The following is a 22,748-nucleotide window of genomic DNA, read 5'->3' as shown; positions in this document are numbered from 1 at the left end:
GCCTGCACGGACATGCGCGTTGCGATTTTCGGTACCGGTTATGTAGGGCTGGTGACCGGTACCTGCCTGGCCGACGTCGGCCACCAGGTGGTCTGCGTCGATATCGACCAGGCCAAGGTCGATGGCCTCAACCAGGGCATCATCCCGATCTATGAGCCGGGCCTGGAACCGATGGTGAAGGCCAACCACGCGGCGTCGCGGCTGGCGTTCACCACCGATGCCGCGGCCGCGATCGGCCACGGCCAGGTCGTGTTCATCGCCGTCGGCACGCCGCCGGACGAGGATGGCAGTGCCGATCTGCAGTACGTGCTGGCTGTGGCCCGTACCATCGGGCGGCACATGAGCGTGCCGACCGTGGTGGTCAACAAGTCGACGGTGCCGGTGGGCACCGCCGACAAGGTGCGTGCTGCCATTGCCGCAGAGTTGGCGGCACGTGGCGCGGACATCGCCTTCGATGTGGTGTCCAACCCGGAATTCCTGAAGGAAGGCGACGCTGTCGCCGACTGCATGCGCCCGGATCGCATCATCATCGGCGCGACCAGCGCCGAGTCGGTGGCGGTGATGCGGCGCCTGTACGCACCGTTCAACCGCAACCACGACCGCGTGGTGGAAATGGACGTGCGTTCGGCGGAGCTGACCAAGTACGCCGCCAACGCGATGCTGGCGACCAAGATCTCGTTCATGAACGAAATCGCCAACATCGCCGAACGTGTCGGCGCCGATGTCGAGCAGGTCCGCCAGGGCATTGGCTCGGATCCGCGCATCGGCTGGCATTTCATCTACCCGGGCGCCGGTTACGGCGGCTCGTGCTTCCCCAAGGATGTGCAGGCGCTGGCCCGCACCGCGCAGCAGGCCGGCCTGGAGCCGAAGTTGCTGAACGCCGTGGAAGCGGTCAACGACGCGCAGAAGGGCCATCTGTTCGCTCTCATCCAGCGTCATTACGACAAGGGTGAAGACGAAGGTGTGCGTGGCAAGACCTTTGCCGTGTGGGGCCTGGCGTTCAAGCCGAACACCGATGACATGCGCGAAGCCTCCAGCCGTCGCCTGCTGGCGCAGCTGTGGGAAGGCGGCGCGACGGTGCGTGCCTACGATCCGGAAGCGATGCACGAGTCGCAGCGCATCTTCGGCGAGCGCGATGATCTGGTGTTCTGCAGCAGTGCCGACGAGGCGCTGCAGGGGGCCGATGCACTGGTCGTGGTGACCGAGTGGAAGCAGTTCCGCAGCCCCGATTTCCAGATGCTGCGCGAGCAGTTGAAGGACGCGGTGGTGTTCGACGGCCGCAACCTGTACGAGCCGGCGGATGTGGAAGCGGCGGGCCTGGCGTACTACGGCATTGGCCGGGGGCGCTCGCTGCATGTCTGATCTGCTGCCAACCGAACGCGAGCAGGCGCTGGAAGCGCGCCTGGTCGAACTGGAAATGCGCGTGTCCTTCCAGGAACAGGCGCTGGCCGAACTGAGCGATGCGCTGGCCGATGCCCGCATGCAGGGCATGCGCAACGCCGACGTGCTGCGCGTGCTGCTGGAAGACCTGGGCAAGGTCCGCAACGCGCTGAATTCTTCCGATCCGGCGAGCGAACCGCCGCCGCCGCACTACTGATCCGAATCCTATGAGCGATACCCTCCGCGACCAGCTGATGGGCCTGGGCTTCAAGCCTGCGCCCAAGCCCGAGCGCAAGAATGATGGCCCCCGCCGTGATGGTCGCCCGCAGGGCAAGGGTGGCAACGGCAATGGAAAGCCGCAGGGCGCTGGCAAGGGCGAGCACACGCCCGGCGAGCGTCGTGGACATGGCCATGGCGGCCCGGGCAAGCCCGGCCAGTCGCGTGGCCCGGGCCAGCAGGGCCCGCGCAAGCCGCGCAGCGCCGAAGAGATGGACCTGGCCAAGGCCTATGCCATCCGCGCGCAGAAGGAAAAGGAAGAGCGCATCGAGACCGAGCGCCTGAAGCAGGAAGAAGCGCGTGTGCGCCGCGAGGCCAAGGCCAAGCTGGAAGAACTGCTGAAGGACAAGAGCCTGAACTCGGAAGTGGCCGATATCGCCCGCCACTTCCCATATGGCGGCAAGATCAAGCGCATCTATGTGACCGCCGAACAGCTGACCGCGCTCAACGCCGGTGAGCTGGGCGTGGTCCAGCTCAATGGCCGCTACCTGCTGGTGACCGCCGAGGTGCTGGCGCAGTCCGAGGCGGTGTTCGCCGCATCGGTGGCGCTGAAGGTCGATCCGAACGCGCCGGCCGAGGAAGATCCGTACGCGGACCCGCAATACCAGGTGCCGGACGACCTGGTCTGGTAATGGACTGAGTTGCCTGCCACGCCCGCCGACGTGGCAGTTGGGGGAGGGGCAGGATGACGGCTGATGCAGGGCGCGGTTACGTACCGCACATCGATGGACTGCGCGCGATCGCCGTATTGGCGGTGATCGTGTTCCACCTGGATCCGGCCTGGCTCCCGGGTGGCTTCACCGGCGTGGACGTGTTCTTCGTCATTTCCGGTTTCGTGGTGAGTGCTTCGGTGCACCGCCTGCCGCCACTGTCGCTGGGGCATCGATGCTGCGCTTCTACGCGCGCCGCATCCGCCGTATCGCTCCGGCCCTGGTTGCCTGCCTGATGGTCACCGCGGTGGCCAGCGTGCTGTTCATCCCCGAATCGTGGTTGAGCGAGGCCAGTGACAAGACCGGGCTGATGGCCTTCTTCGGCTTCAGCAACTGGGTGTTGGCCGCGGTGGGCAACGACTACTTCGCGCCCAAGGCCGAGTTCAATCCCTATACCCACACCTGGTCGCTGGGTGTGGAAGAGCAGTTCTACCTGCTATTTCCGCTGCTGTTCCTGGCCTGGGCACGGGGCGCGCGTGGGCGCTGGCTCAGCGTGGGCCTGTTCGCGCTGGTCAGCGTCGCATCGCTGCTGCATGCGGCGGTACTGGGCCTGCGCGAGGCCCCGCCTTCCTGGGCCTTCTACGCAACGACCACGCGGTTGTGGCAGCTGGGCGCAGGTGTGCTGCTGTTCCAGCTGTTGCACGTGCGCGCATCGCTCGATCCACTGACCCAGCGCTCGCTGGCCCGCAGCAGGTGGGTGTTCTCGCTGCTGGCCGCGCTGTCGCTGGCCCTGCTGGGCTGGGCGCTGTGGACGGCGCGCGCCGGGCATTCACCTTGGCCGGACGGCCTGCTGCCGGCCTTCGCGACGGCGGGCCTGCTGTGGGCCCTGCACAACCATCCGCAGGCCTGGATCGGCCGCGTGCTGGCCTGCGCGCCCATGCGCCGCATCGGCCTGCTGTCCTACTCGCTGTACCTCTGGCATTGGCCGGTGTTCGTACTGATGCGCTGGACCGTGGGCCTGGATACGCCGCTGCAGATGCTTCTTGCGATGCTGTTGGTGGGCGTGTTGTCCTGGCTGTCGTGGCGCTGGGTGGAACAGCCTTTCCGTGGCCCGTTGGCGCCGCGGGCGACTTCGCTGCGCTGGTGGTGATGGGGGCGCTAGTGTTGGTAGGTGCCGGCGGGATCCAGTTCGGCCTCTATCGCGAGGCGCACTGGATTTCGTTGAGCACGGTCACCCGACATCCTGCCGACTGGTATCCGGAAGGTCGCGGTGCGGCGGCTGACTATCCCGGTTGCGAACTGGTGGCAGGCAAGCATCCGTTCGCTGGCGGCAATGCCCGCTCATTCGCGCGTCGCGCATGCGACCACGCGCGGGTCGAGGGTTTCCCGCAACGGATCTTCGTCGCCGGTGACTCGCATGCGATGGCATATACCGAACTGTTGAGACGCGTAGCCCTTGAGACGGGCGCTACCGTGATCCTGTACGGGCGCGGTGGTTGCCCGCAGGTAAGCCTGCAGCGATGGCGGGGGGCTGGTGGTGGCTGCAGCGACTACGATGCTGCCGTGCGCGCCGACATCCAGCACCAGGCACGGGCAGGCGATGCGGTAGTGCTGGTGTCGCTGCGCATGCCGCGCCTGTCCGACCAGTACATCCTCTTCGATGCTGCCGAGAAGCTGGCGGATGAACGATCGCCGCGTGCGGCTGAACTGCGCTCGGCCGAGGTGCCCGAGGAGATCGCGCTGTGGAAGCCTGTGGCCGAACAGGGCGTGCGTATCGTGCTGGAAGCGCCCAAGCCGGTATTGCCGGCACCGCCGTATCGCTGTTCAGACACCTTCAACGCCAGGAACGCCATTTGTCGCAATGGTGTCGACAGCACCCGCGCGGACATGGATGCGCTGCGTGCACCGATGCTGGGCAGCCTGCAGCAGGTGGTTGATGGCCTGCCCGGCGCAGTGATGTGGGATCCGCTGCCGGTGTTGTGCGATGCCACCCTGTGCCCGGCACAGCGCGATGGCCGGCCGCTGTACTTCGATGGCGATCACCTTAGTGGCTATGGCAACCGCGTGCTGCTGCCGTCGCTGCTGCAGGTACTGCGGCAGCACTGAAGCGGGCAGAGCGCTCAACCCGTGCGTGCGCCGCTGCGCCGCGCACGGATCAACGGCAGGCTCAGCGCGAAGAAGCAGAGCAGGGCGCCAATCAGGGCGAAGCCGCTGCCGGCCAGGAACGCGGTGCGGCCGTCGTCGATCTTCCACAGTTGGCCGGCAATGAGCGCGCCCAGCACACCGCCGACACCGGACGAAAAGCCGTACAGCAGTCCTTGGCCGTGGCCGTTGAGACGACCGGGGAAGTAGGTCGCCAGCATCTGCATCGCTGCAGCGAAGAACGCGGCAAAGCCCAGCGCGTGCGCGGTCTGCGCCAGAAGCATCACCGGCAGGTTCTCCGGGAACAGTGCGGTCACGGCCCAGCGCAGGCAGGAACTGACCAGCGCGATCAGCAGCATCCAGCTGGCGTCGTAGCGGCGGAAGAAGCGGCCGATGGTGAAGAACACGCCCACTTCGAAGACCACGCCGATGGTCCACAGCAGGCCAAGGGTGGAGGTACGGTAGCCGTGATGGTCCATGTAGACCGAAAAGAACGTGTAGTACGGGCCGAACGACAGCTGTTCCATGAAGGCGGCCAGGAAGAACGCCAGCACCGGCGGTCGGCGCACGATCTGCCAGAAGCCGCTGGTGTCACCCGCAGTCTTGCCGATGCCGCGCGCGTAGTGGTTGCTGAAGGCCGAGGCAACCAGCAGCACGAACAGGGGCAGCATCATCCACGGCAACAATCCGGCGTGGTTGCCGGCGCCATCGCCTTCGATCAGCCAGCCGAACAAGGTGACCACGGCGATGAAGCCGAGCGAACCCCAGACCCGGATCAACCCGTAGCGGTGGCTGTCGTTGCCCAGGTGGGTGAGGGTGATCGACTCGAACTGCGGCATCACCGCGTTGTAGAAGAAGCAGAACACGATCATCGCCGGGTACATCCACGGCTGCGGCAGTGGCAGCAGGAAGGCAGCGAAGCTGAGCAGGGTCAGCACGCAGCCGACGCGCAGCAGGCGGATCGGCCGCGGTGATGCGGCCGCCAGCGAGGTCCAGGTACTGGGTGCGATCACGCGGGTGGCGTACCACAGGCCCATCATCACGCTGATCGCGGTCACGCTCATGCCGCGCGCGGTCAGGAACAGGCTCCAGTACGGCGTGAACGCGCCGAGCGCCGCGTAGTAGAACAGGTAGAAACTTGAGAGGCGGGCAACGGGAACGGTCATCGCCGAATGATGAAGCAAAAAAGGGGACGGAGGGGATTAAGTCGCTAATGCACAAACGACTTAATCCCCTCCGTCCCCTTTTTGTGTCATTCGGGGTCGTAGTCGAGGTTGGAGGCCAGCCAGCGTTCGGCTTGGGCGCGGTCCACGCCCTTGCGCCGGGCATAGTCGGTGACCTGTTCGCGGCTGAGCCGCCCGACCACGAAGTACTGGCTCTGCGGATGGCTGAAGTAGTAGCCCGAGACAGCGGCCGTGGGCAGCATCGCGAAGCTCTCGGTCAATTCCATGCCCGCGTTCTTCTCAGCCTGCAGCAGGTCGAACAGGCGGCGCTTCTCGCTGTGCTCGGGGCAGGCCGGGTAGCCCGGTGCCGGACGGATGCCGCGGTACTGCTCGTCGATCAGGGCCTCGTTGTCCAGCGTCTCGGCGCGGTCGTAGCCCCAGAATTCGGTACGCACGCGCTGGTGCAGGCGCTCGGCCAGCGCCTCGGCGAAGCGGTCGGCCAGTGCTTTCAGCAGGATCGCGTTGTAATCGTCGTGCTCGGCTTCGAAGCGCGCGACGTGGGCGTCGATGCCGATGCCGGCAGTGACGGCGAAGGCGCCGATCCAGTCCTGCTTTCCGCTGTCGGCCGGCGCAATGAAATCGGCCAGGCAGAAATCCGGGCGTTCGGCTGGCTTGTCCACCTGCTGGCGAAGGAAGTGCAGGGTGGTTTCGCCCTGTGCGTGCTGCACGCGGACGTCGTCGCCGATGCTGTTGGCCGGCCACAGGCCGAACACGGCCTTGGCCGTCAGCCACTTCTCGCCGACGATGCGCTCGAGCATCGCACGGGCATCCTTGTACAGCTCGCTGGCCTGGGTACCGACGATCCCGTCGGTGAGGATCGCCGGGAACTTGCCGGCCAGCTCCCAAGCCTGGAAGAACGGCGTCCAGTCGATGTAGTGGACCAGTTCGGCCAGGGAATAGTCGTCGAACACGTGCAGGCCGGGCTGATTCGGTGTCGGTGGAGTGTAGTTGTCCCAGCCGCCATGGAATTTCTGCGCGCGCGCATGTTCCAGCGTGACCAGGCGCTTGGCGTCGCCCCGGTTGCGGTGGCGTGCGCGGATTTCGGCATAGTCGGCTTCGTTGGCGGCAACGAAGGCCTCGCGCAGATCACGCGAGATCAGCGACTGCGCCACGCCAACCGCGCGCGACGCATCCTTCACCCACACCGTCGGCGCCTTGTAGTGCGGGTCGATCTTCAGCGCGGTATGCGCACGCGAAGTGGTCGCGCCCCCGATCAGCAGCGGCAGGTCGAAGCCCTGGCGCTCCATCTCGCGGGCGACGTGGCTCATCTCCTCCAGGGACGGGGTGATCAGCCCGGACAGGCCGATCAGGTCTGCGTTGTGCTCGCGGGCAGCATCGAGGATCTTCTGCGCCGGCACCATCACGCCGAGGTCGACCACGTCGAAGTTGTTGCAGGCCAGTACGACGCCGACGATGTTCTTGCCGATGTCATGCACATCGCCCTTCACCGTGGCCATGATGATCCTGCCGTTGCTCTTGGCAGTGTCACCGCTGCGCGCCTTTTCCGCTTCGATGTAAGGCAGCAGGTAGGCCACGGCCTTCTTCATCACGCGCGCGGATTTCACCACCTGTGGCAGGAACATCTTGCCGGCGCCGAACAGGTCGCCGACGATGTTCATGCCGTCCATAAGCGGTCCTTCGATCACGTCCAGCGGGCGGCTGGAGGCCTGCCGGGCCAGTTCGGTGTCTTCCTCGACGAAGGCATCCAGGCCGTGTACCAGGGCATGTGCCAAGCGCTGTGCCACCGGCTTGTCGCGCCAGGCCAGATCTTCGGTCTTCGCCGCGCCCTTCTTGCTCTTGTAGCGCTCGGCGATCTCCAGCAGGCGCTCGGTGGCATCGCTTCGGCGGTTGAGGATCACGTCCTCGACACGCTCGCGCAGGTCCGGCTCCAGTTCGTCGTAGATCGGCATCGCGCCGGCGTTGACGATGCCCATGTCCATGCCGGCGGCGATCGCGTGGTACAGGAACACCGAATGGATGGCCTGGCGCACGGTTTCGTTGCCTCGGAACGAGAACGAGACGTTGGAGACGCCGCCGGAGACATGGCAGTGCGGAAGGGTCTGCTTGATGATGCGGGTGGCTTCGATGAAGTCCACCGCGTAGTTGTCGTGCTCTTCGATGCCGGTGGCGACGGCGAAGATGTTCGGGTCGAAGATGATGTCCTGCGGCGGGAAGCCGATCTCGTCGACCAGGATGCGGTAGGCGCGTGTGCAGATCTCGACCTTGCGCGCACAGGTGTCTGCCTGCCCGGCCTCGTCAAACGCCATCACCACTGCCGCGGCACCATAGCGCAGCACCTTGCGCGCGTGCTCGCGGAACAGCGCTTCGCCTTCCTTCAGCGAGATCGAGTTGACCACGCTCTTGCCCTGCAGGCATTTCAGGCCGGCCTCGATCACGCTCCACTTGGAGGAGTCGACCATCACCGGGATGCGCGCGATGTCCGGCTCGGACATGATCAGGTTGAGGTAGCGCGTCATCGCCGCTTCCGAATCGATCAGGCCCTCGTCCATGTTGACGTCGAGGATCTGCGCGCCGCTGGCCACCTGCTGGCGGGCCACGTCCACCGCCTCCTCGTAGCGGCCTTCCTTGATCAGCTTGCGGAACTGCGCGCTGCCGGTGACGTTGGTGCGTTCGCCGACATTGATGAACAGCAGGTCCGGTGTGATGACCAGAGGTTCCAGGCCGGACAGGCGGGTAGGGCGGACAGGCGTCATGGCAGGCGTCGGCTCAACAGCAGTAGGGCGGGAAGTGCGGGACAGTGGCGGCAACGTTCATGCGGCCTGCTCCCGGGTGCCGGGCAGTGCGCGCGGCGGTAGTCCGGCCACGGCATTGGCAATTGCACGGATATGCTCGGGGTGGAGCCACAGCAGCCGCCGACCAGGTTCAACAGGCCATCCTCGGCGAAGCCGCGCAGGGTGGTGGCCATCTCTTCAGGGGTTTCGTCGTACTCGCCGAACGCGTTGGGCAGGCCTGCATTGGGGTGGGCGCTGACGTAACAGTCGGCGACCTGCGAGAGGGTTTCCACATGCGGGCGCATCGCATCGGCACCCAGCGCGCAGTTCAAGCCGATCGACAACGGCCGGGCGTGGGCGAGAGATGCGTGGAAGGCCTCGGCGGTCTGCCCGGACAGGGTGCGACCGGAAGCGTCGGTGATGGTGCCGGAGATCATCACCGGCAGCCGCGCGCCGCGCGCATCGAACGCTTCCTCCAGCGCATACAGCGCGGCCTTGGCGTTGAGCGTGTCGAAGATGGTCTCGACCATGAGGGTGTCGGCGCCGCCGTCGATCAGGCCCTCGATGGCTTCGCGGTAGGTGTCGCGCAGCTCGTCGAAGCTGGTGTTGCGGAAGCCGGGATCGTTGACGTCAGGGCTGATCGAAGCGGTGCGGCTGGTCGGGCCGATCACCCGATCACGAAGCGCGGCTTGCCCGGGGTGGTTGCGGCCACTGCATCACAGCACGTGCGCGCGACCGCAGCGCCGGCCTTGTTCAACTCGTACACCAGGTGCTCGAGGTGGTAGTCGGCCTGGCTGACCGAGGTTGCATTGAAGGTGTTGGTTTCGACCAGGTCCGCACCGGCCTCGAGGTAGGCGGTGTGGATGTCGGCGACGATCTGCGGCCGGGTCAACAGCAGCAGATCGTTGTTGCCCTTCAGGTCATGGCCTTCCGGTGTGGCGTGATCGCAGCCGGAGCCATGCAGATGGTCATAGCCACCGGCGAAGCGTTCGCCACGGTAATCGTCTTCCTGCAGGTCGTGGCGCTGGATCATCGTGCCCATCGCACCATCGATGATCAGGATCCGCTCGCGCAGGGCGTCGAGCAGGGCGTTGGCACGATCTGGATGCAACCAGGGCAGGGCGGGCATGGCGGTCTCGGGCTCAGGGCTTGTTGGCGATCAGCGAAATCACTTCGAAGTGCGGCGGACGCTTCTCGCGGGTGACCGTCTCCAGGCTGGACACCTGCAGGCCGGCCTTGTCGACGAACCTGCGCAGTTCCTTGTCGCTGAAGCCGAGGTTGACGTGGCCATAGGCCTCCACGGCCGCCTTGTGCTCGTGCCGGGCCAGGCTGCACAGCAGCAGGCGGCCACCCGGTCGCAGTACGCGCGCGGCTTCGGTCACTGCCTGCGCCGGTTTGCTGGCGTAGGTCAACGCGTGCATCAGCACGACCAGATCGAAGCTGCTGTCCTTGAACGGCAGGGCATGCATGTCGCCCTCGCGCACTTCCACGTTGGGCAGGCGGCGCAGGCGTTCACTGGCGGCGGCAACCACGCGCGCGCTGGTGTCGATGCAGATGTAGCGCTTGGCATGCGGGGCAACCAGTTCGGCCAGCACGCCATCACCAGAGGCGATATCCAGCACGTCGCCGGTCTCAAGCAGCGGCAGCGCGGTGCGGGCCAGCGCCTCCCAGGTGCGCCCCGGCGAGTAGTGGCGTTCCATGTCGCCGGCCACGCTGTCGGCCCAGTTCTGGTCGGAGGCGCGGTGGGCCAGCACGGCGGCCACGCGTTCAGCGTCCTGGCGCAGCAGCGGGTCATCGCTTCCGTTGCTCAAGGCATGCCACAATGCACGCTGCGCGGGGTCCAGCTGGGCCTCGTCGAAGCGGTAGTAGGCCGACACGCCGGCACGGCGGTCGCGGACCAGGCCGGCTTCCTTCAGGCGTGCCAGGTGGGTGGACACGCGCGGCTGCGCCAGCCGGGTGATCGCCGACAGTTCGGCCACGGTCAGTTCCTCCTGCTCCAGCAGCGCCAGCAGGCGCACGCGAGTGGCATCGGCGAACACCTTCAGGCGGGTCGACCAGTCTTCCAGATCCATAAACATCTACCTATCGCGATATAGAGATATATTCGCTGAAGGGGCTGTCGCGGTCAAGTCGCCAGCGTACGGAAACTGCCGGGCCCCGGTACAATCGGAGCACCTGGGCGCGCCGTATGCGGCCCATAACTTCATGTACCCGGGAGGGTGTTGTGGATTTCAGCTTTACCGAAGAGCAGTTGATGCTGCAGGACGTTGCGCGGCGCATCGCGCAGGAAAAGATCGCCCCCAGTGCGGAGCATCATGACCGCACCGGCGAGTTCCCGCTGGACAACATCCGCCTGCTGGGCGAGAACGGCCTGATGGGCATTGAAGTGCCGACCGAATACGGCGGTGCGGGCATGGACCCGGTTGCGTACGTGCTGGCGATGGTGGAGGTCGCCGCCGCCGACGCAGCCCATTCGACCATCATGTCGGTCAACAATTCGCTGTTCTGCAACGGCATCCTGACCCACGGTACCGAGCAGCAGAAGCAGACCTACGTACGTGCCATCGCCGAAGGCACGGCCATCGGCGCGTTCGCGCTGACCGAGCCGCAGTCCGGTTCCGATGCCACCGCCATGCGCTGCCGCGCGGTGAAGCAGGCCGACGGCACCTTCGTCATCAATGGCAAGAAGAGCTGGATCACCTCCGGTCCGGTGGCCAAGTACATCGTGCTGTTCGCGATGAGCGAGCCGGACAAGGCCGCGCGCGGCATCACCGCCTTCATCATCGATACCGACAAGGCCGGTTTCGGTCGTGGCAAGACCGAGCCCAAGCTGGGCATCCGCGCCTCGGCCACCTGCGAGATCGAGTTCAACGACTACGTGGCGCAGGCCGAAGACGTGCTGGGCCAGGAAGGCGAGGGATTCAAGATCGCCATGAGCGTGCTCGATGCCGGTCGCATCGGCATCGCTTCGCAGGCCATCGGCATCGCCCGTGCCGCCTATGAAGCGACGATTGAATACGTCAAGGAGCGCAAGGCATTCGGCGCGGCCATCGGTACCTTCCAGATGACCCAGGCCAAGATTGCCGACATGAAGTGCAAGCTGGACGCAGCGCTGCTGCTGACCCTGCGCGCGGCGTGGGTGAAGGGCCAGGGCAAGCGCTTCAGCAATGAGGCTGCCATTGCCAAGCTGACCGCCTCTGAGGCGGCGATGTGGATTACCCACCAGGCGGTGCAGATCCACGGCGGCATGGGGTATTCCAAGGAAATGCCGCTGGAGCGCTACTTCCGTGATGCCAAGATCACCGAGATCTACGAAGGTACTTCGGAGATCCAGCGCCTGGTGATCGCCCGCAACGAAACCGGGCTGCGCTGAGTCGCAGGGCCGCGCCGCCGCAATGGCGGCGCGGCGGTAGGTCCACGCCACGCGTGGATGATGGTCATCCAGATGACGTCATTGCCGTTGGCCTGCAGAGACGCATGCTGCTCTAATGCAGTCCGTTTCTTCGAGGATGACGACGTGATCTATCGCGGTTGGGGAATCATGACGCTGGTGACGCCGATTGCAGCGATCCTGCTGCTGGCGTACTTCTTTCCGCATGACGGCCCCAGGGGCAATACTCCGCTGTCACAGGTTCTGTTGGGCGCAGGCCTCGGCGCAGCGGTGAACGTGGTGCTGGGCCTGTGGCTCAACCGTGCGCCGCGGCGGAAGGGGGAGGCCGCGCCCCACCATTTCTTCTTCGTACCCATGCAGTGGGCCTCGCTGATTCTGGTGGCGGGGTGCGCCGTGGTCGCGGTGATGCGCTGAGGCGTTGCCCGAACAGCGCCAACCAAGGTTGGCGGCTACCGGCAATGCCGTTGTTCCGGTAGATGCCAACCTGGGTTGGCATGAATTCAACTGTGGCAATAAAAAGGCCCCGGATCGCTCCGGGGCCTTCTCGTTCTCAGCGCAGCACCGGATCAACGATCCGGACGATGTGCGGCATCCGCATCGCGCTGGCGTTCCATGAACTCCTTGGACGGTTCGTCTAGCTTGTCGCCCAGCATGCGGCGCACGACCACGAAGAACACCGGGATCATCAGCAGGCCGAGCAGGGTGGCGAACAGCATGCCGCCGATCACGCCGGTACCGATGGCGTGGCGGGAGTTGGCGCCGGCACCGGTGGAGATCGCCATCGGGATCACGCCCATGATGAACGCGAACGAGGTCATCAGGATCGGGCGGAAACGCAGGCGCGCCGCTTCGATGGTGGCATCACGCAGGTTCTTGCCCGCTGCGCGCTGCTCCACCGCGAACTCCACGATCAGGATCGCGTTCTTCGCCGCCAGGCCGATCACGGTGATCAGGCCGATCTTGAAGAACAGATCGTTGGGCAGGCCGCGCAGCATCGACAGGCCGAGGGCACCCAGCACGCCCAGCGGCACCACCAGCAGCACCGCCACCGGGATCGACCAGCTTTCATACAGGGCGGCCAGGCACAGGAACACCACCACGATGGACAGCACCAGCAGCAGGGTCGCAGCGTTTCCGGCCAGGATTTCCTGGTAGGACATGCCCGACCAGTCGTAGCCGAAGCCGGCCGGCAGGTCGTCGTTGACGATGCCTTCCATGGTCTGCATCGCCTCACCCGAGCTGGTGCCCGGTGCCTGCGAACCGACGATGTTGATCGCCGAGTAGCCGTTGTAGCGGCTCAGCGACGGCGGCGCCGACACCCATTCGGACTTGACCACCGTGTTCAACGGGATCATCGCGTTGGTGCCATCGGCGTTCTGGGTCAGGCTGGACGGGCTGTAGAAGCTCTTCAGCGATTCCTGGCCAGTGCGGTACGGGCCATCGGCCTGCATGGTCACGCGCTTGATGCGGCCTTCGTAGAAGAAGTCGTTGACGTACACCGGGGCCAGCATCAGCTGGATGGTGCTGTACACGTCCGACACCGACATGCCCATCGACTGCGCCTGCACGCGGTCCACGTGCAGCTGCAGCTGCGGCGCGTTTTCCAGGCCGTTGGGGCGCACGCCAACCAGGTGGTCCGGCTTCTGCGCGGCCTGGCCGAGCAGGATGTTGCGGGCCTGGGTCAACTGTTCGTAGCCGGCACCGCTACGGTCCTGCAGCCACATGTCAAAGCCACCGAACTGGCCGAGGCCCTGCACGGTGGGCAGGTTGACCACGAAGATCTGCGCTTCCTTGATGCCGTAGAACGCGCCGTTCATGTTCTGGATGAACTCGGGCGCGGTGAACTTGCGTTCCTCCCACGGCTTCAGGCGGATGAAGCCCATGCCCACGTTCTCGCCGGAACCGACGAAGCTGAAGCCGGCCACCTGCAGCATGCCTTCATAGCCATCCTGCTTTTCCAGGATGCCACGCATCTGCGCGAACACTTCGTTGGTCTGGCCCTTGGTCGAGCCCGGCGGCAGCTGCACGATCGCCAGCGCATAGCCCTGGTCTTCTTCCGGCAGGAAGCTGCCCGGCATGCGGGTGAACAGGAAGCCGCACAGCGCGGTCAGCACCACGAACAGGATCATCCAGCGCGGCGCATGGCGCACCGCAGAGGTGATGTGGCCCACATAGGTGTGGCTGATCTTGTCGTAGTACTTGTTGAAGGTGCGGTAGACGATGTTCGGGTTGTCGTTGTGCGTCGGCTTGAGGAAGGTCGCGCACAGCGCCGGGGTGAAGCCCAGCGCCAGGAACGCCGAGAACGCCATCGAGATGGCGATGGTCAGCGCGAACTGCTTGTAGATCTCGCCGGCGGCACCGCCCTGCAGGGCGGAGGGGATGAACACCGCGGCCAGCACGACGGTGATCGCCACCACCGCGCCGGTGATCTGGGTCATCGCCTTCTGCGTGGCCGGCTTCGGCGCCAGGCCCTCCTCGGTCATGATGCGTTCGACGTTCTCGATCACCACGATCGCGTCGTCGACCACGATGCCGATCGCCAGCACCATCGCGAACAGCGTCAGCTGGTTGATCGTGAAGCCGATCATCCACATGCCCAGGAAGGTACCGAGCAGCGCCACCGGGATGACCAGGGTCGGGATCAGCGTGGCGCGGAAGTTCTGCAGGAAGATCAGCATCACCAGGAACACCAGGAACACTGCTTCAAACAGTGTCTTGACCACTTCCTGGATCGAGATCTTGACGAAGGTGGTGCTGTCGTACGGCGAGAACCAGGTGACGCCGGCCGGGAAGCTGGGCTGCAGCTCGTCCATCTTGGCGCGCACCGCTTCGGCCACGTTCAGGGCGTTGGCGCCCGGCAGCAGCTGGATGGCGAAGGCGCCGGTCGGCTTGCCGTTGTACTGGGTGTCGAAGCCGTAGTTGTTGGCACCGAAGGCGACGCGGGCGATGTCCTTCAGCAGCACGCGCGAGCCATCAGCGTTGGCACGCAGGATGATGTTCTCGAATTCCTGCGGCGAGCTGAAGCGGCCTTCGGCCGAGACCGTGGCGGTGAAGTGCTGGCCTTCCGGCGACGGATCCGAACCCAGCGCGCCGGCGGCGAACTGCACGTTCTGCGCACGCACCGCGGCCAGTACCTGGCTGGCCGACAGGCCGTAGCCCTGCATCTTTTCCGGGTTCAGCCAGATGTTCATGGCGTACTCGGAACCGAACTGCTGGGTGCTGCCGACGCCGGGGATGCGCGAGACCTGGTCGAGCACGCGCGAGCCCACGATGTCGTTCAGCGCGTCACGGTTGATGGTCGGGGTATCGGACTGCAGCGCCACCACCATCAGGAAGCCGGCGTTGGCCTTGGCCACCACCACGCCCTGCTGGGTGACTTCCGAAGGCAGGCGTGGCGTGGCCAGCGAGACCTTGTTCTGCACCTGCACCTGGGCGATGTCCGGATCGGTACCGGTCTCGAAGGTCAGGGTGATCTGTGCACGGCCGTTGGAGGCGGACGAGGAGCTGAAGTACAGCAGGTGATCGATGCCGGTCAGCTGCTGCTCGATCACCTGGGTGACCGACTTTTCCGTGGTATCGGCGCTGGCGCCCGGATAGGTCGCCGAGACGGTGACCTGCGGCGGGGCGATGTTGGGATAGGACTCCACGCCCAGGTTGAGGATCGCGATCACGCCGCTGAGCGAGATCAGGATCGCAACCACCCAGGCGAAGACTGGATGTTCGATGAAAAATTTAGGCATGACGGAAGGTTCCCGTTACTGCTTGTTCGAATCGGTGGCGGCCGGCTTGGCCGCATCGGCCTGCTCGGGCTTGGCCGCGTCGGCCGGTGCCTTGCCTGCAGCCGGTGCAGCGCCCGCCGGGGCGGCGCCGCCTGCGGCCGGCTTGCCGTTGGCGTCCTGGCCAGGGGTCCACGGCTTGGCCACCGCCGGTGCACCTTCCTTGACCTTCTGCACGCCGGCCACGATCACCTTGTCACCGGCGGCCAGGCCGTCGCTGACCAGCCAGTTGCCGTTCTGCGCGCCATCGGTCTTCACGTTCTTGCGCACGACCTTGCCGTCGGCGCCGACCACCATCACGTAGCCGCCGGTGGTATCGCGCAGCAGGGCCTGCTGCGGCACCAGGAAGGCGTTGTTGCGCTCGCCCAGGTTGGCCTGGAAGCTGACGAAGGCGCCCGGCAGCAGGATCTGCTGCGGGTTCGGCAGCAGCGCGCGCAACGACACGGCGCCGGTGGCCGGGTCGACCGTGGTCGAGGAGAAGTCCAGCGTGCCCGGCTCACCATAAGTGGTGCCGTCGGCGAGCTTGACGTTGACCGTGGCCTTGCCGTCGCCGGACAGCGCCAGCGCGCCCTTGGCCTGCTGCGCGCGCAGCTGGGTCAGCTCGTCCACGCTCAACGAGAAGTTGACGTACAGCGGGTCGAGCTGGTCGACGGTGGTCAGCAGGGTTACATCGCCCTGGCCCACCAGCGCGCCCTCGGTGACCTGCTGCTTGTTGGCCACGCCACTGATCGGCGCGGTCACTTCGGCATAGCCCAGGTTGATCCGCGAGGAGGTCACTGCCGCTTCGGCCTGTTTGACCGCGGCCAGCGCGGTGCGCTCGGCCGATTCGGCGTTGTCCAGGTCGGACTTGGAGACGAACTGCTGCGGGGCCAGCGAGCGTGCGCGGTCGGCGGCGACCTTGGCGTTGGCGTAGGTCGCGCGGGCCGAGGCCAGCTGGGCCTCGGAGGCGTTGAGCGAGGCACGCAGCGGCGCCGGGTCGATCAGGAACAGGGTCTGGCCCTGCTTGACCTGCGAGCCTTCCTGGTAGACGCGCTTGAGCAGCACGCCGGGCACGCGTGCGCGGACGTCGGCGCTGCGGAACGGCGACAGGCGGCCGACCAGTTCGCGCTGCAGCGGCAGGGTCTGCGGCTTGGCGTCGATCACGCCCACCTCCGGCGGCGGGGGCGTCTGCTGTTCCGGCTTCTTGCAGGCAGCCAGCGCGACAGCAACGGCGCACGTCAAGGCAAGGGTGCGGAGTGGGGCGGTCATCAGGAGGAACTCCGGGGTTGGTTTGTAGACGGGGCCGGCGACGGCTGAGGCGCGAAGGCGCGCAGGAAGCTGTCGACGGAGAACTCTGCCCAGCGCCGACGCAAGAGCGCGTCATCACGGTGGGGGGTATGGAAGCGCTGTTTGTCGAAATCCTGACCGGCGATCATGCTCAGCAGCAGTTCGGCCATGAAGTGCGGGTCGTCATGCCGGAGCTGGCCCTGCATGCAAACGGTTTCAATCCATTCAGCAAGATGAAGCGACAACGCGCCGGCACCATGCCGGTACAGCGTACGCGCCTCTTCGGGAAACTGGGCCGCCTCGGCCGCGATCAGCCGGCAGGCCTGCCCTACGTGCGGTTGGTTGAAATGCTCCAGGAAGTCGGTGGCGAACTGGAGCAGGCTGGCACGCAGGTCGTCACTGCGGAGTGCACGAACCATGGCCCCGGTGGCGTGGCCGACGTGGCGCTGCATTACCCGGCGCAGCAGTTGCTGCTTGCTGCCATAGCGCGAGTAGAGGGTCTGCTTGGAACAGCCGGCATGCTGGGCCACCGCGTCCATGCTCATCTGGATGCCCTGCTGGGCCAGCAGTTCGCGCACGGCATCGAACACGCGCTCATCGCGTGCGTCGAGGGCAACGGGGAGGTAGGCCGGGTTCACGCGGTGGACTATACCGTCCAGTTCAGGATTGTGGAATCGAATCGGCGTCGCCGCGTGTGTCTTCCGGTAACACGCTTTGCCGATCCTGTCGGCAGTGCTGAAGCGGGCGCCAGCTCCATACCGGAGCGAACTGAATAGGCGTCTAAACCGCAGCAAACCCGAATCTGCTTATTCCGTCCTGCAGCAAGGCCTTTTCGTGCGGTAGGGCTACAATTTCATTTTCCCAACTGAGCAAGCGCATCGCTCTGCCATGAAACCGCAAAAAACCGCAGCCAAGACCGTGAAAAACAAGACGAAACCAGCAGAGTCGGAGGTCGCAGTGACCGCTGGTTTCTCCCTGGAGCCGGTGTACACGGCCTTGCGCAAGCGCTACCCCGCGGCCGCACAGGCCGAAGCAGTGGCCTTCGCCACTGACTTCTACAAGCGCATGGAGTCGGACGAGTTCCCGCACCACAGCGCTGAAGAGTGGGCCGCTCTCGCGGCTGAGACGCTGGAATTCGCCCGGGCCCGCAAGGCTGGCAAGGCCAACGTCCGCGTGTTCAATCCGACCGCGAAGGCCAACGGTTGGGAATCGCCGCATACCGTGCTGCAGATCGTCAACGACGACATGCCGTTCCTGGTCGATACCGTCACCATGTCGCTGGCCGAGCAGGGCGTGGGCGTCCACGTGCTGGGCCACCCGGTACTGCGTTTCACCCGCGACAAGGCCGGCAAGCTGGTCAAGGTCGGCGAAGGTGATGCCGAGTCGGTGATGCTGCTGGAAATCGACCGCCAGCCGGCCGATGCGATGGCCGCCATCGAGCAGGCCATCAACAAGGCGCTGGATGAAGTGCGTGCGATCGTGCGCGACTGGCAGCCGATGAAGGACAAGGCGCTGGCACTGGCCGACGACCTGGGCAGCCGCCAGCTGCCCGTCGACGACGCGTCGCGCAAGGAAGCACAGGAGTTCCTGCGCTGGGCCGCTGACAACCACTTCACCTTCTTCGGCTACCGCGAGTACCGCGTCGAGAAGCAGGGCAAGGAAGAGGTGCTGGCGCCGCTGAACGACACCGGCCTGGGCCTGATGCGCGGCAAGGACAAGTCCGCCGCCCGTCCGGTCAAGACGCTGGCCGCGCAGGGCCTGAATACCACGTCCGGTTTGAAGGATGCGCTGATCCTGACCAAGACCAATGCCCGTTCGCGCGTGCACCGCGCCGGCTACATGGACTACATCGGCGTGCTGGAGTTCGACGCCAAGGGCAAGATCATCGGCGAGCAGCGTTTCCTCGGCCTGTTCACCTCCAGCGCCTACAACCGTCGCCCGTGGGAAATCCCGCTGGTGCGCCAGCGCCACGAGCATGTGATGAAGCAGTCCGGGCTGGCCCCGGCCAGCCACAGTGGCAAGGCCCTGCGCCATATCCTGGAAACCCTGCCGCGCGAAGAACTGTTCCAGTCCAGCGAGGACGAACTGTTCCGCACCGCGATGGGCGTGCTGGGCCTGCAGGAACGCGTGCGCAGCCGCCTGTTCCTGCGCCGTGACAAGTACAGCCGTTTCATCTCCGCGCTGGTCTACCTGCCGCGCGAGCGCTTCAACACCGACGTGCGCCTGCGCATCGAAGCGATGCTCAAGGACGCGCTGCACGGCGAGTTCGTCGACAGCTCGGTGGTGCTGGGCGAATCGCCGCTGGCGCAGGTTCACCTGATCGTGCGCCCGAAGCCGGGTGAAATGCTCGACGTCGATACCGCCGAACTGGAGCAGAAGCTGGCCCAGGTGCTGCGCAACTGGCAGGACGACCTGCGCGAAGCGCTGGTGAGCCGCCACGGCGAGACCGAAGGCCTGCGCATCGCCGCCCGCATCGGCAAGGCGCTGCCGGCCGGCTACATCGAAGACAACAGCACCGCCGTTGCCGCCAACGATGTCAGCCAGCTCGACGCGCTGACCGGCCCGGACGACCTGCGCCTGAGCCTGCAGGCCGTGCCGCGCGAAAGCGGCGATGGCCTGCGCCTGAAGCTGTATCGCCAGCTGGATGACATCCCGCTGTCGGACGCGCTGCCGATGATGGAAAACATGGGCCTGCGCGTGATCGCCGAGCGTCCGTACCGCCTGTCGGTCGACAACGCGCCGGTGTACGTGCAGGACTTCGAGGTCGAGTCGACCGCTGGCGCGATCGATGCCGCCAGTGTCGATGAAGCCTTCGGCGAGACCTTCGCCCGCGTCTGGCACGGCGACGCCGAGAACGACGGCTTCAACCGCCTGGTGCTGGCTGCTGGCCTGCACTGGCGCCAGGTCGCCATGCTGCGTGGCTACTGCAAGTACCTGCTGCAGACCGGCGTGCCGTTCTCGCAGGCCTACGTGGAAGGCACCTTCGCGCGTTACCCGCTGCTGGCCCGCCTGCTGGTCGAACTGTTCGAGGCCCGCTTCGATCCGGCCACCGGCCATGAGAGCAAGGACGACATCGCGGCCGGTCAGGCCCAGCTGAAGGCCCACTTCGATGTGCTGGCCGCTGGCGACGATGCCACCCTGAAGGTGCTCAAGAGCGTGGTCGATGCCCGCAAGGGGGACCGCGACGCGCAGATGCAGGCCACGCGCGATGCACTGCTGAAGCTGATGGATCGCGTGTCCAGCCTGGACGAGGACCGCATCCTGCGCTCGTTCATGGGCGTGATCGACGCGACCCTGCGTACCAGCTACTACCAGACCGATGCCAACGGCCAGCACGGCCATGTCATCAGCTTCAAGTTCGATTCGGCGCTGGTGCCGGACCTGCCGAAGCCGCGCCCGTACCGCGAGATCTTCGTGTACGGCCCGCGCGTGGAAGGTACCCACCTGCGCTTCGGCGCGGTTGCGCGTGGCGGCCTGCGCTGGTCGGATCGCCGCGAAGATTTCCGCACCGAAGTGCTGGGCCTGGTCAAGGCGCAGATGGTCAAGAACACTGTCATCGTGCCGGTCGGCGCGAAGGGCGGCTTCTTCGCCAAGACCCCGCCGGTGAACGGCGATCGCGACGCGATCTTCGCCAACGGCGTGGCCTGCTACAAGCTGTTCATCCAGGGCCTGCTGGACATCACCGACAACATCGTCAACAACAAGATCGTGCCGCCGGTGGATGTCGTGCGCCACGACATGGACGATCCGTACCTGGTGGTGGCCGCCGACAAGGGCACGGCGACCTTCTCCGACATCGCCAACGGCCTGGCCATCGCGCACGGCTTCTGGATGGGCGATGCATTCGCCTCCGGTGGTTCGGTCGGCTACGACCACAAGGGCATGGGCATCACCGCGCGCGGCGCGTGGGAATCGGTCAAGCGCCACTTCCGTGCGCTGGGCCGCGACAGCCAGAGCCAGGACTTCACTGCGGTTGGCGTCGGCGACATGTCCGGCGACGTGTTCGGCAACGGCATGCTGCTGTCGCGCCACATCCGCCTGGTCGCTGCGTTCGACCACCGCCACATCTTCCTGGACCCGAATCCGGATGCGGCCACGTCGTTCATCGAGCGTGAGCGCCTGTTCACCCTGCCGCGTTCGAGCTGGGCGGACTACGACACCAAGCTGATCAGCAAGGGTGGCGGCGTGTACCCGCGCAGCCTGAAGTCGATCGAGATCACCCCGCAGGTGCGCGAAGCGCTGGGCCTGGACGAGAACGTCAAGGCGCTGTCGCCGAACGATCTGATGAGCGCGATCCTGAAGGCACCGGTCGACCTGCTGTGGAATGGCGGCATCGGTACCTACGTCAAGGCCGCCAGCGAGCAGCACAGCGATGTCGGTGATCGCGCCAACAACGCGCTGCGCGTGAACGGTGGCGAGCTGCGCTGCAAGGTGGTGGGCGAGGGCGGCAACCTGGGCATGACCCAGCTGGGCCGCATCGAGGCTGCCCAGGCCGGCGTGCTGCTCAACACCGACTTCATCGACAACTCGGCCGGCGTCGATACCTCCGACCACGAAGTCAACATCAAGATCCTGCTCAACGATGTGGTGCGGGCCAAGAAGCTGACCGTCGAGCAGCGCAACAAGCTGCTTGCGTCGATGACCGATGAGGTCGCCGAGCTGGTGCTCAACGACAACTACCGCCAGAACCAGGCGCTGAGCCTGATGGAGAGGATGGCAGTCAAGCGCCTGGGGTCCAAGCAGCACTTCATCCGCACCCTGGAACAGCAGGGCCTGCTCGATCGCCAGATCGAGTTCCTGCCGTCCGACGCCGAGCTGTCGCAGCGCAAGGCACGCGGCCAGGGCCTGACCCGTCCGGAACTGTCGGTGCTGCTGTCCTACTCCAAGCTGGTGGCGTTCAACCAGCTGCTGGATTCGGACATCCCGGAAGACCCGTACCTGTCCAAGGAACTGCAGCGCTACTTCCCGACCCCGCTGCAGAAGAAGTACGCCGACGCGATGGAGCGTCACCGCCTGAAGCGCGAAATCATCGCCACGGCCGTGACCAACCAGACCATCAACCGCATGGGCGCCACCTTCCTGATGCGCATGCAGGAAGACACCGGTCGTTCCATCGCCGAGGTCGCCAAGGCCTACACCATCAGCCGTGAAACGCTGGATGCACGCGCACTGTGGGCGCAGATCGACGCGCTCGACGGCAAGGTGCCGGAGTCGGTGCAGATCGACGCACTGGAAGTGATCTGGAAGCTGCAGCGTTCGTTCGTGCGCTGGCTGCTGTCGCGCCCGGGCGCGATGCCGGGCATCACCGAGGCGGTCAACCGCTACCAGGGCCCGTTCAACGACATTCGCGTTGCTTCGGGCGTGCTGCCGGATTCGCAGCGTCCGACCTACGAAGCCCTGGTGGCCGAGTGGAAGGAAAAGGGCCTGCCGTCCGCGCTGGCACAGCAGCTGGCCGAACTGCACTTCCTGGAGCCGGCGTTCGACATCATCGAACTGGCCCGCACCCGCAAGCTGAAGCCGGTGGACGTGTCCAAGGTCCACTTCCGCCTGGGCGATGCCCTGCAGCTGCCGTGGTTGTTCGAGCAGGTCGACGCGTTGGAGGTCAACGGTCGTTGGCACGCGGTGGCGCGTGGCGTGCTGCGTGACGAGCTGGCAGCCAACCACCGCAACCTGGCCGGGCAGGTGCTGGGCACCAAGGGCAACAGTGCCGAGGCCAAGGTCGCTGCCTGGATGGGCCGCGACGACAACAGCCTGCGCTTCACCCTGGCGATGCTGGCCGAACTGGCCGAGCAGAAGACCCTGGACTACCCGACCGTCTCGGTCGCGGTGCAGCGCCTGGGCCAGCTGGCCGCGCATGGTGCATAAGTGACGTAGTGCCGGGCCGTGCCCGGCGTGCGTGGAGAAAAGGAACG

General features: G+C 65.8%; 15 protein-coding genes and 1 pseudogene. 9 read left to right on the top strand and 7 right to left on the bottom strand.

Features of this window, described 5'->3' with window-relative positions:
• The first annotated feature begins 12 nt into the window (after positions 1 to 12).
• Genes DL544_RS13590 through DL544_RS22025 form a run of 6 tightly spaced genes read left to right on the top strand, consistent with a single transcriptional unit; the run spans position 13 to position 4,412 of the window.
• Positions 13 to 1,362: a UDP-glucose dehydrogenase family protein gene (locus tag DL544_RS13590; protein ID WP_053499456.1), complete on the top strand. Its 1,350-nt coding sequence runs from the start codon at positions 13 to 15 to the stop codon at positions 1,360 to 1,362.
• Positions 1,355 to 1,597 (top strand): SlyX family protein, encoded by a 243-nt coding sequence (locus tag DL544_RS13585; RefSeq protein ID WP_005410256.1) that lies wholly within the window; start codon positions 1,355 to 1,357, stop codon positions 1,595 to 1,597. Before DL544_RS13590 ends, DL544_RS13585 begins: the two co-directional genes overlap by 8 nt.
• A gap of 10 nt (positions 1,598 to 1,607) precedes the next feature.
• Positions 1,608 to 2,288, top strand: a complete 681-nt coding sequence (locus DL544_RS13580) for a DUF2058 domain-containing protein (protein WP_139727353.1) — start codon at positions 1,608 to 1,610, stop codon at positions 2,286 to 2,288.
• 53 nt (positions 2,289 to 2,341) lie between these two features.
• Positions 2,342 to 2,602 carry an acyltransferase family protein gene (locus DL544_RS22035; protein WP_255312976.1) on the top strand — a complete coding sequence of 87 codons (261 nt, stop codon included), beginning with the start codon at positions 2,342 to 2,344 and terminating at the stop codon, positions 2,600 to 2,602.
• Complete coding sequence (locus DL544_RS22030; RefSeq protein WP_255312975.1) at positions 2,542 to 3,456, top strand: acyltransferase family protein; 915 nt, start codon at positions 2,542 to 2,544, stop codon at positions 3,454 to 3,456. Before DL544_RS22035 ends, DL544_RS22030 begins: the two co-directional genes overlap by 61 nt.
• An 11-nt stretch (positions 3,457 to 3,467) precedes the next feature.
• A complete protein-coding gene (locus DL544_RS22025; protein ID WP_255312974.1) occupies positions 3,468 to 4,412 on the top strand; it encodes an SGNH hydrolase domain-containing protein in 945 nt (314 codons plus the stop codon).
• 14 nt (positions 4,413 to 4,426) lie between these two features.
• On the opposite strand, the gene DL544_RS13570 is transcribed toward DL544_RS22025, so the two are convergent.
• From DL544_RS13570 to DL544_RS13555, 4 genes and pseudogenes are all read right to left on the bottom strand, one after another.
• A complete protein-coding gene (locus DL544_RS13570) occupies positions 4,427 to 5,614 on the bottom strand; it encodes an MFS transporter (RefSeq protein WP_139727351.1) in 1,188 nt (395 codons plus the stop codon).
• 86 nt (positions 5,615 to 5,700) lie between these two features.
• On the bottom strand, positions 5,701 to 8,385 hold the full coding sequence (metH, locus tag DL544_RS13565; RefSeq protein ID WP_139727348.1) for a methionine synthase: 2,685 nt from the start codon (positions 8,383 to 8,385) through the stop codon (positions 5,701 to 5,703).
• Between the two features lie 57 nt (positions 8,386 to 8,442).
• Positions 8,443 to 9,532: pseudogene (locus DL544_RS13560) on the bottom strand (homocysteine S-methyltransferase family protein).
• Positions 9,533 to 9,545: 13 nt separating this feature from the next.
• Positions 9,546 to 10,475: an ArsR/SmtB family transcription factor gene (locus tag DL544_RS13555; RefSeq protein WP_049465810.1), complete on the bottom strand. Its 930-nt coding sequence runs from the start codon at positions 10,473 to 10,475 to the stop codon at positions 9,546 to 9,548.
• 152 nt (positions 10,476 to 10,627) lie between these two features.
• Between DL544_RS13555 and DL544_RS13550 the strand changes: the two genes are divergently transcribed.
• Together DL544_RS13550 and DL544_RS13545 are read left to right on the top strand one after the other, a co-directional pair.
• A complete protein-coding gene (locus tag DL544_RS13550) occupies positions 10,628 to 11,776 on the top strand; it encodes an acyl-CoA dehydrogenase family protein (RefSeq protein WP_005417433.1) in 1,149 nt (382 codons plus the stop codon).
• A 57-nt stretch (positions 11,777 to 11,833) separates the two neighbouring features.
• Positions 11,834 to 12,208, top strand: a complete 375-nt coding sequence (locus tag DL544_RS13545) for a hypothetical protein (protein ID WP_255312973.1) — start codon at positions 11,834 to 11,836, stop codon at positions 12,206 to 12,208.
• A 152-nt stretch (positions 12,209 to 12,360) separates the two neighbouring features.
• On the opposite strand, the gene DL544_RS13540 is transcribed toward DL544_RS13545, so the two are convergent.
• The 3 genes from DL544_RS13540 to DL544_RS13530 are packed head-to-tail and all read right to left on the bottom strand — an operon-like array spanning position 12,361 to position 17,474.
• On the bottom strand, positions 12,361 to 15,534 hold the full coding sequence (locus tag DL544_RS13540) for a multidrug efflux RND transporter permease subunit (RefSeq protein WP_053499470.1): 3,174 nt from the start codon (positions 15,532 to 15,534) through the stop codon (positions 12,361 to 12,363).
• Between the two features lie 15 nt (positions 15,535 to 15,549).
• Entirely contained in the window at positions 15,550 to 16,818 is a 1,269-nt protein-coding gene (locus DL544_RS13535; RefSeq protein ID WP_069139730.1) for an efflux RND transporter periplasmic adaptor subunit, read from the bottom strand.
• Positions 16,818 to 17,474: a TetR/AcrR family transcriptional regulator gene (locus DL544_RS13530; protein WP_005417420.1), complete on the bottom strand. Its 657-nt coding sequence runs from the start codon at positions 17,472 to 17,474 to the stop codon at positions 16,818 to 16,820. Before DL544_RS13530 ends, DL544_RS13535 begins: the two co-directional genes overlap by 1 nt.
• A gap of 250 nt (positions 17,475 to 17,724) precedes the next feature.
• Here DL544_RS13530 and DL544_RS13525 point away from each other — a divergent pair, with 250 nt between their 5' ends.
• A complete protein-coding gene (locus DL544_RS13525) occupies positions 17,725 to 22,701 on the top strand; it encodes an NAD-glutamate dehydrogenase (protein ID WP_065186195.1) in 4,977 nt (1,658 codons plus the stop codon).
• Positions 22,702 to 22,748: the final 47 nt, after the last annotated feature.

The sequence above is a fragment of the Stenotrophomonas sp. pho genome, assembly GCF_006228405.1.
Classification (GTDB): Bacteria; Pseudomonadota; Gammaproteobacteria; order Xanthomonadales; family Xanthomonadaceae; genus Stenotrophomonas; species Stenotrophomonas sepilia.
The sequence above is the reverse complement of the archived record's forward strand: the minus strand, read 5'-3'. Positions and strand labels throughout refer to the sequence as shown.